This is a genomic window from Stenotrophomonas sp. STEN021, assembly GCF_056760175.1.
The window spans coordinates 20214-27755 of the sequence record NZ_JBRREH010000064.1; the positions used below are offsets into that span (position 1 = coordinate 20214).

The following is a 7542-nucleotide window of genomic DNA, read 5'->3' on the forward strand; positions in this document are numbered from 1 at the left end:
CGAACGTCCGGCATTTCATATCGACTGCGTCGCAGTTCTGCTCGCATCTGTCCGCAAAATACTGCTGAACAGCAATGTTTCGCATCTGCGTAAACGAGCTTTAACAATCGTCGGACAGGCTCCCTGGACCGGCGTACACGCCGGCCTTTCCATGGACCCGGTAGACAATGAATCTCCAACGCCTCAGCTTCGCCATCACTCTCGCCCTGTGCACAAACCAGGCCTTCGCCGAAGCGGCTGCAGACAGCGGCGCCTCCGCGCAGACACTGGATACCATCTCGGTGATCGGCCAAGGCCAGACCCGTCAGGTGCAACGCATCGGCGAAGTCGACAAGCAGGTGTTGCCGCCAGGCAGCAGCGGCCAGAAGATTCTTGATCGTCTGCCCGGTGTCTCCGTGCAGTCCAATGATGCCTTCGGCGCCAACGAAGAATCGCAGACCATCAGCCTGCGCGGCTTCGACAAGACCCGTCTTGGCTATACGCTCGATGGCATCCCGCTCGGCGACAACAGCTATGGCAACTACAACGGCCTGAGCATCGCCCGCGCCATCATTGCCGAGAACCTGGGCGGCGCCGAGTTGTCACAGGGCATCGGCTCGCTGGGCGTGGCCTCGACCAGCAACCTGGGCGGTGCCATCCAGTACTTCTCGCAGGACCCGTCCACGGTGTTTGGTGGTCGCGCCAGCGTCACCGTCGGCGATGACAACCAGCGCCGCGGTTACCTGCGCGTGGATACCGGCGATCTGAATGGCTTCTCTGCCTATGTCTCCGGCGTGCATCAGGATGCCGACATGTGGGCTGCGCCACACCAGAACCAGACCACCCGCCAGTTCAACGCCAAGGCGGTGTGGAACGTGGGTGATCACCGTTTCGGCGCCTTCGTCGCCACCTCGCGGGCAAGCCAGGCCAACTACGCCTATCTGTCCAAGAGCATGCTGCAGCGTGGACTGGGCTACGACTGGAACATCTACGCGCCGGATTGGGACCGTGCCGTCGCCGCTGCATACTGCGCTCCAGCGACCTTCGACGCCACGCGCTGCGCCTTCACTGGCGGCGTCAACAGCATCGACGATGCCTACTACCAGAGCCGCGCGTTGCGCGATGACAATCTGTATTCGCTCGATGCCAACCTGCATCTGGGCGACGAACTCAACCTCAAGCTGCTTGCCTACCACCATGACAATCGTGGCCAGGGCCACTGGTGGGCACCGGGCCAGCCCTCGTACCCGGGCACCGACCGCATGCTGCCGATCTCCATCCGCAGCACCAACTACACCATCGACCGCCAGGGCCTGACCGCTGCGCTGTCGTGGAACGTCGGCATCCATGAGTTGGAAGCCGGCCTGTGGTTCGAGCAGAACGACCACAACGTCGAGCGCAACTTCTACTACATCGACGGTCCCTTCCTCGACGACACCTACCTCAAGAATCCGGACCGTCGCCTGTTCGACCAGGACTTCGACATCCGCACGCGGCAGTTCTACGTGCAGGACCGCATGCGCTTCCTCGACCAGCGCCTGACCGTGGATGTCGGCATCAAGAGCCCGAACACGCGCATGCGCGCCACGGCCAAACCGGGCACCGAGCAGAAACTTGCGTCTGGCACGCTGACCGCCAAGGAATCGCTGCTGCCGCAGCTGGGTGTCGGCTTCAAGCTCAATGCCAACAACGAGCTGTTCGCGTCCTATGCCGAGAACATCGCCGCCTTCGTCGGCGGCGGCAGCGGCGGCCCGCTGCAGGTTTCGCCCGAGTCCTTTGCCGCCAGTGCCGGCCTGGAACCGGAGAAGTCCAAGACCTTCGAGGCCGGCTTCCGCACCTTCGGCAGCAAGTACCAGGCTTCATTGGCTGCGTACCACGTGATGTTCGACAACCGCCTGCTCTCGCTCAACCCCTGCACCAGCATCGAAGTCGGCACGCGACCGGAGTGCATCACCCGCTTCATCAACGTCGGCTCGGTGAAGAGCCAGGGTGCGGAGCTGACCTTCATCCTCAAGCCGACGCAAGGCCTGCAGTGGTACAACGCGCTGTCCTGGAACAAGACCACCTATGAGGACGATTACATCTCCGGCGGCGCGATCGTGCCGGTGGCCGGCAAGATCACCGTCGACACCCCGCAACGCATGGCCTCCAGCGAATTGAGCTGGAACCGTGATGGTTGGTTCGCCAGCCTGCGCGGCAAGTACACCGGCAAGCGTTACTACACCTATACCAACGACCAGTCGGTGCCAGGCGTGACCACTTTCGATGCCGGCGGCGGTTACAGCTTCGGCCCAGGTCTTGGCCTGCAGAACGTGAAGGTATCCATGAACGTGACCAACCTGACTAACAAGCGCTACGCCGGCCAGCTCAGCTCGTTCGCCCCGACCGATCCCAGCGGCACCCGCTATTCCATCCACGCCAGCGCTCCGCGGCAGATCTTCATGACGTTGGGTGCGGAGTTTTAAGCCTTTGGCTCCTTCCCTTTCGCGCAGCGAAGGGGCCAGCCCCCTCCCTTTGGCCGGAGGCCAAGGGGAGGGTCGGGGAGGGGTGCTTTTCGCGTCAACCGCAACCCCCGAAGCAAAAGCCAACCCCTCCCCAGCCCTCCCCTTCGCTGCGCGAATGGGAGGGGGCTGAACCCGGCCTCGCTACAGATCGTTGCCTACCGTCCCCCACACCTGAACAACCCCCACCAGCAAACCCGCCCCAGCCCCCCAGTCCGCTAAACTGACCGCCGTTTTTTGCCATAACGCCGGTCATCATCATGCTGCACGCCCAGGTTCACCTCACCCTCCCCGTCTGGATCCACGACGCCGTCGACTGCGACCGCGCCTATACCAGCGATGCGGACAAGGTGGCGCTGGCCATCGAGCTGTCACGGCTGAACATTGAACATGCCAGCGGCGGCCCGTTTGGTGCTGTGGTGTTCGGCCCGGATCACAAGGTGATCGCCGCTGCGGTGAACCGCGTGGTGCCGCACGCCACCTCGTTGGCACACGCCGAAAACATGGCCTATATGCTGGCCCAGCAGAAGCTCAACACCCCGCGCCTGAACGCGCTGCTGTCACCTATCACCCTGGCCACGTCCTCGCAGCCCTGCTGCCAGTGCTACGGCGCCACCGTCTGGGCTGGTATCGACCGCCTGTTGATCGGCGCCAGCGCCGCCGACGTAGAAGAACTCACCCCGTTCGACGAAGGCCCGTTGCCGACCGATTGGGCAGGTGAACTGAACAAGCGCGGCATCGAGGTCGTGCAGGGCATCAACCGCGACGACGCCCGCGCCGTGCTGCACAGCTACGGCAAGAACGACGGCGCACGCTACTGACCGAAAGCCCCTCTCCCACCGGGAGAGGGGTTGGGGTGAGGGTCCGGCAGGTCGCAGGATACGAACTGCACAAGGCTTCACCGACCCTCATCCACCCCTACGGGGCACCTTCTCCCGACGGGAGAAGGAGACCCCACCCGCTCCACACAAGGATTTCCATGACCGGCCTGCTCTGCTACTGCCGCCAAGGCTTTGAACCGGAACTGGCCGGCGAATTGAACGACCGTGCTGGCCATGCCGGCATGGCCGGCTACGCCCGTACCCAGCGCAACGATGGCTACGTGGTATTCGTCACCGATGAGGCCGAAGCGCTGGACCAGCGTCTGCCCTGGCGCGAGCTGATCTTCGCCCGCCAGAAGCTGCGGATTCTCGCCGAGCTGCCACAGCTCGATGCCACGGATCGCATCACCCCGATCATCGCTGCGCTGGAAGGCCAGCAACGGTTTGGCGATCTGTGGGTCGAGCACCCCGACTCGGACGCAGGCAAACCGCTGGCTGGCCTGGCCCGCGCCTTCGGCAATGCGCTGCGCCCAGCGCTGCGCAAAGGCGGCCTGCTCACTGACAAGCCCAACGGCAAGCTGCCGCGCCTGCATGTGGTGTTCGTCGATGGCACGCATGCCTTCGTCTGCGTCTCCGACACCCGCGACAGCGCACCGTGGCTGCTGGGCATTCCGCGCTTGAAGCTGCTGCCGGACGCACCCTCGCGTTCGGCCTTGAAGCTGGAAGAAGCCTTCATGACCCTGCTCACGCCGGAAGAGCGCGAAGCACTGGTGGTGCCTGGTATGCGCTCGGCCGACCTCGGTGCGGCACCGGGCGGTTGGACCTGGGTGCTGACCCGCCAGCATCTGCATGTGAGCAGCATCGACAACGGCCCACTGCGCCAGCACGTGCTGGATACCGGTCTGGTCGAGCACCTGCGCGCCGACGGTTTCCATTGGCAGCCGGAAACACCGCTGGACTGGATGGTCTGCGACATGGTCGAACAGCCGCGCCGCGTGGCCGAGCGCATGGGCACCTGGCTGCGCGAAGGCTGGTGCAAGCACGCCATCTTCAACCTGAAGCTGCCGATGAAGAAGCGCTGGGATGAGACGCGCCTGTGCCTGGATCTGTTTGCCGAAAAAGCAGACAAGCCGCTGACGATCCGCGCCAAACAGCTGTATCACGACCGTGAGGAAATTACGGTGTTCGTGACTCCGCGGCCAAAGGGCGCTTGATTTGAAGCCCTCTCCTGCGAAGCGGGAGAGGGGCTGGGGCGAGGGCAGCTTTCTGCCTCGAAATTCCCTGTAGTGCCGAGCCATGCTCGGCAGGAGCGTTACCGGAACAATGATCGGTAGTGCCGAGCCATGCTCGGCATCGGCATTACCGGTAAAGCCTCTGCCGAGCATGGCTCGGCACTACCGATCATTGTTCCGGTAACGCTCCTGCCGAGCATGGCTCGGCACTACCTGCGCCGCTGCCAAAGTTGCCCAAGCAACCACACTCCGCTTCCCTCCAAGCCTCTGGCACACTCCCACTTCCACCAACACGGAAGTCGCCGCCATCGCCTGCCAGATCACCCGCGCCCGCATCGCCGCCCTCGCGCTCATCACCCTGAGCAGCACTGCTTTGGCCGCCGACACCTTCATCGCCCGCGACCACGTCGGCGATGGCACCTTCACCATCGGCATCGAAGGCCCGGCGACCGGCCCGGATGGCGCGCTGTACGTGGTCAACATCGGCAAGGACGGCACTATCGGCCGCGTCGATGAAACCGGCAAGGCGGCGCTGTTCCTCACCCTGCCCGAAGGCAGCATCGGCAACGGCATCCGCTTCGGCAGCGATGGCACGATGTATATCGCCGACTACCCGCGTCACAACATCCTGCGCGTGGCACCTGGCTCAAGCAGCGTCAGCGTGTTCGCGCATCTTGCAAACGCGCACCAGCCCAACGACATCGCCCTCGCCGCCGACGGCACGCTTTACGCCAGCGATCCCAACTGGGCCAAGGCCGATGATGGTCAGCTATGGCGCATCGAGCGCGACGGCAGTGTGCACCTGCTCGAAACAGGCATGGGCACCACCAATGGCATCGAGGTCAGCCCCGATGGCCAGCGCCTGTACGTCAACGAAAGCGTGCAGCGCAATGTCTGGGTCTACGACCGTGCCGCCGACGGCAGCATCAGCAACAAGCGCCTGCTGATCCGTTTCGATGACCACGGCATGGATGGCATGCGCTGCGACACCGACGGCAACCTCTACATCGCCCGCTACGATGCCGGCGTGATTGCGGTGGTATCGCCAGATGGCAAGCTGCTGCGCGAAGTGCAGTTGAAGGGCCGCAAGCCTACCAACCTTGCCTTCGGCGGCAGCGACGGCCACCAAGTCTTCGTTACCTTGCAGGATCGCGGCGCGGTGGAAACCTTCCAGGCCGACCGAGCGGGGCGTGAATACGGCCTGCGGCAAGCTGCCAAACCCTGAGCCCATCAGTCTCAGCTGCTGCAATCCAGATCAGGCATGCTGTAGGTCATGGGAGGAGCCGCAATGCACAGCATCGAACTGAAGGACCCAGCCAGCTTCGGCAATGAGTTTCTGCGCCTGACACTGATGCAGGGCTTCCAGTCACTGACCAAGCGTGATCTGGAATTGCTCATTTTCGTGTTGATTGAGCGCGATGGCGCGATCAATCGCAGCGATTCCAATGCCACCGTTGCCCTGCAACTGCGGGTCACTCCCGCCAAGGTCAAAGGCCTGCGTCGCGATGGCTACGCGCGCTGGCGCGCCCTGGTGCCAGAGGAAGGTGAGGCCGCCCTGCAGCGCATCGTCGCTGCGGTGCTGACCGAGGCCAATCTGCGCTCAGGGGCAAAACACGTCAGCGAACGCAGCCGCAAGGAAGGCTTCCTCGCCATCCGTATCGAGCACCCGGACGATGCGCAGCGCTTCGAGCAGGCCATCCTTGATGTCGGCGCCATCCCGGTCTATGAGCGCAACCGCGAAGTGGTGGCGGTACGCTTCGACACCCTGCTCAACATTGCCGAACGCTGGAATTACCTGCAGCCTGATCCGCAGGCCACATTGGATGCCTTGAAAAAGCTGGCCCCTTCCTCGGAAGAAGTCGTCGAGCTGTTGAAGAAGGACGTCACCCAACTGCGCTGGGTTGACCTGCGTCGCGCGCTCAACAGCCTGGGCGCAAAGGCGATCAGCTCCACCGCCGAGGGTGGTTTGAAAGGCCTGTTGAAACTGGTGTTCCCGTTCATCCCGGGCTGAATCATCCGCAACGAGTGCAATGCCTGCATGCTTTTTTGAGCGGCACTTAACTTTGCAGGGAAGAGCATTGCCCCGGTGATACGCCATCACCGCGAGGAAGGAGAACCAACATGAACATGCGCCGCCTGCTGCCGGCTCTGCTGCTTTGCACAGCCACAACAGCCGCTTTCGCCCAGCAAACCGGGAAGGTCACATTGGATGAGAACGGCACCCCGGTTACCATCACCTCCGAGGAGCCCAACTCCATCAAGGGCGACTACCATATCGACTTCGCCAAGCTGGACCGCAACCACGATGGCTATATCAGCCGCGCGGAAGCCAAAGCCGACCCCACCCTTGAGCGCGAATTCGATGCCATCGACACCCAGCATACTGGTCGTCTGAGCAAGGCCCAGCTGGAAGGTTGGCTGAAGAAGTAAGTGGCCAAGGCGACGGTATCCGGGCGATTCCCCACTGACCCAGAGGTCCCCGTGTACACAGCGTTCCGCCTTACCCTGTTGTTGTCCAGCGCACTGCCGTTTGCCTCATTGCATGCTCAAACCGCGCCGCCTCAAGGCGCGGTAACGGCACCGCTGCAGGAAGCCCCGGTGCATGTACGGGAACAGCCGCTGGCTACCGGCAACGTCACCCATTCCACCCGGATTCTGATGCCCACCGACCAGGCCCAGGTCACCGTTCGCTCGATCCAGCCGGACAGCGTGATCGGCAATTACCGTATCGACTTCGAGGCGATGGATGTGGATGGAGATGGCTTCATCAGCCGCGAGGAAGCGCAGGCCAATCCGGCCCTGGCTGACGAATTCAATGCCCTGGATACGGCGCGGCGCGGCAAGCTGTCGCGTGAGCAGTTGGCCGGCTGGCTGCGCTGAAGCATCACCTGTAGTGCCGAGCCATGCTCGGCAGGCGCTTCACCTGTAGTGCCGAGCCATGCTCGGCAGGCGCTTCACCTGTAGTGCCGAGCCATGCTCGGCAGAGGCTCTATCGGCAATGCCCAGCCG

Annotated in this window: 7 protein-coding genes; all 7 read left to right on the top strand. The window is 63.3% G+C overall.

Annotated features, from left to right (window positions below):
• The first annotated feature begins 167 nt into the window (after window positions 1-167).
• The 7 genes from ACVOL0_RS14075 to ACVOL0_RS14105 all read left to right on the top strand — a co-directional run bounded on the left by ACVOL0_RS14075 (window position 168) and on the right by ACVOL0_RS14105 (window position 7413).
• Window positions 168-2444, top strand: coding sequence for a TonB-dependent receptor (locus tag ACVOL0_RS14075; RefSeq protein WP_481549633.1), 2277 nt, complete (start codon window positions 168-170; stop codon window positions 2442-2444).
• A gap of 296 nt (window positions 2445-2740) precedes the next feature.
• Window positions 2741-3301 carry a nucleoside deaminase gene (locus ACVOL0_RS14080; RefSeq protein ID WP_481549634.1) on the top strand — a complete coding sequence of 187 codons (561 nt, stop codon included), beginning with the start codon at window positions 2741-2743 and terminating at the stop codon, window positions 3299-3301.
• Window positions 3302-3459: 158 nt separating this feature from the next.
• The gene (gene rlmM / locus ACVOL0_RS14085; protein ID WP_481549635.1) at window positions 3460-4515 is read left to right on the top strand and encodes a 23S rRNA (cytidine(2498)-2'-O)-methyltransferase RlmM; all 1056 of its coding nucleotides are present in this window, start codon (window positions 3460-3462) and stop codon (window positions 4513-4515) included.
• Window positions 4516-4852: 337 nt separating this feature from the next.
• Window positions 4853-5758 carry an SMP-30/gluconolactonase/LRE family protein gene (locus ACVOL0_RS14090; protein ID WP_481549641.1) on the top strand — a complete coding sequence of 302 codons (906 nt, stop codon included), beginning with the start codon at window positions 4853-4855 and terminating at the stop codon, window positions 5756-5758.
• Window positions 5759-5821: 63 nt separating this feature from the next.
• The gene (locus ACVOL0_RS14095) at window positions 5822-6544 is read left to right on the top strand and encodes a hypothetical protein (RefSeq protein WP_481549636.1); all 723 of its coding nucleotides are present in this window, start codon (window positions 5822-5824) and stop codon (window positions 6542-6544) included.
• Window positions 6545-6654: 110 nt separating this feature from the next.
• Entirely contained in the window at window positions 6655-6963 is a 309-nt protein-coding gene (locus tag ACVOL0_RS14100; protein WP_481549637.1) for an EF-hand domain-containing protein, read from the top strand.
• A 51-nt stretch (window positions 6964-7014) separates the two neighbouring features.
• Window positions 7015-7413: an EF-hand domain-containing protein gene (locus ACVOL0_RS14105; RefSeq protein ID WP_481549638.1), complete on the top strand. Its 399-nt coding sequence runs from the start codon at window positions 7015-7017 to the stop codon at window positions 7411-7413.
• Window positions 7414-7542 lie beyond the last annotated feature (129 nt).

What these genes read in the sequence shown, in the direction of transcription:
- ACVOL0_RS14075 (WP_481549633.1), top strand. Translation starts at nt 168, where the DNA reads ATGAATCTCCAACGCCTCAGCTTCGCCATCACTCTCGCCCTGTGCACA.
- ACVOL0_RS14080 (WP_481549634.1), top strand. Translation starts at nt 2,741, where the DNA reads ATGCTGCACGCCCAGGTTCACCTCACCCTCCCCGTCTGGATCCACGAC.
- rlmM (WP_481549635.1), top strand. Translation starts at nt 3,460, where the DNA reads ATGACCGGCCTGCTCTGCTACTGCCGCCAAGGCTTTGAACCGGAACTG.
- ACVOL0_RS14095 (WP_481549636.1), top strand. Translation starts at nt 5,822, where the DNA reads ATGCACAGCATCGAACTGAAGGACCCAGCCAGCTTCGGCAATGAGTTT.
- ACVOL0_RS14100 (WP_481549637.1), top strand. Translation starts at nt 6,655, where the DNA reads ATGAACATGCGCCGCCTGCTGCCGGCTCTGCTGCTTTGCACAGCCACA.